This window comes from Micromonospora coerulea, assembly GCF_016598485.1.
Taxonomy (GTDB): domain Bacteria; phylum Actinomycetota; class Actinomycetes; order Mycobacteriales; family Micromonosporaceae; genus Micromonospora; species Micromonospora coerulea.
This window is the reverse complement of the sequence record NZ_JAEMUW010000091.1, coordinates 1-1,369: the sequence shown is the minus strand read 5'-3', so window position 1 is coordinate 1,369 and position 1,369 is coordinate 1. Positions and strand designations below refer to the sequence as shown.

Genomic DNA, 1,369 nt, shown 5'->3' with positions numbered 1-1,369 from the left:
CTCGGCCGGGGTCTTCCAGCCAAGGCTCTTGCGGGGCCGGTTGTTGACAGCGAGGGCGACGGCTTGGAGGTCCTCTTCGGACCACCTCGACAGGTCGGTGCCCTTCGGGAAGTACTGACGCAGCAGCCCGTTCGTGTTCTCGTTCGTCGGCCGCTGCCAGGGCGAGTGCGGATCGGCGAAGAACACCTTCGTGCCCGTATCGAGGGCGAACTGCGCATGACCGGAGAGTTCCTTCCCACGGTCCCAGGTGAGGGTCTTGCGCAGTTGCTGGGGCAACTTTGTCATCGACGTCGTCAGCGCGGTGTTCATCGCGACGGCGCCGTAGCCGCCGAGCGAGGGACCGTTCTTCACGGGTGGTTTCTCGCCCCAGCCCTCCAACCGAGGCAGATGCACCAGGAGCGTGGAGCGGCTGGAGCGCTCGACGAGCGTGCCGATCGCGGAACGACCCGTCCCGATGATCAGATCCCCTTCCCAGTGCCCGGGAACCGCGCGGTCCCCGGCTTCGGCGGGGCGCTCGGACAGGACGACATCGGCAGTGACATGCCCTTGCGGCTTGTTCTGGGACCGCGCTCTGGGAACCCGCAGCGCCCGGCCGGTGCGCAGACACGCGACCAGTTCACGCTTGAGCGCTCCACGCCCCTGAATGAACAGCGACTGGTAGATCGCCTCGTGGCTGATGCGCATGGACTCATCATCGGGGAAGTCGACACGGAGCCGGTGCGAGATCTGCTCCGGGCTCCACGCCGCCGCCCAGCGGCGGTCCTGCCGATGCGGCTTGTTCAGCCCCTTCCACGCGGGCGCCTCAGGCCCGGTGACGATCGTGCCATCAGGTCGACGGACCCCGCCGGCGAGCCGGTCCTGCACGTACTCACGCAACCTGCCATTACTCACGAGCTTCGCGGTCTTCGGACGCTTCGCCGCCTGCTGCGCCTTCCACTGGGCCACCAGAGCCCGGTAGACCGGCTTACCGCCCCTGGTCGCCGCGTTACGGCGCAGCTCGCGTGAAATCGTTCCCGCGTCGCGTCCGATCCTAAGCGCGATCTCCCGCACGCCGACCCCCTGGGCGCGCAGCAGCGCGATCTCCTCGCGCTCGGCGAATGACAGGTAACGGCCGGTGGGCTCGTCCAGACTGATCGGCGGCATGCCGCCAGCGTGACGGAACCACCGGGACCCGACCGGCCATGACACACCCACAGCCTCCGCGGCCTCCAGCGTGGTTACTCCCGAAGCGATCCGCCGCCAGAAGTCCCGCTGCACCGCACGAGACGGCTCCGGCCGGCCCGGTGAACGCATCGGCGGCCGCAACGCCCGATCCGACGCCCACTGGCGACGCGCACCGGCCGGCACACCACGCATCTGCTTCTTCCCG

General features: G+C 68.9%; 1 protein-coding gene. It reads right to left on the bottom strand.

Annotated elements, in window-relative coordinates; all coding sequences use genetic code 11:
• A partial coding sequence (locus tag I8N68_RS32395; protein ID WP_234041009.1) for an IS30 family transposase occupies nucleotides 1-1,356 on the bottom strand: 1,356 nt, incomplete at its 3' end.
• Nucleotides 1,357-1,369: the final 13 nt, after the last annotated feature.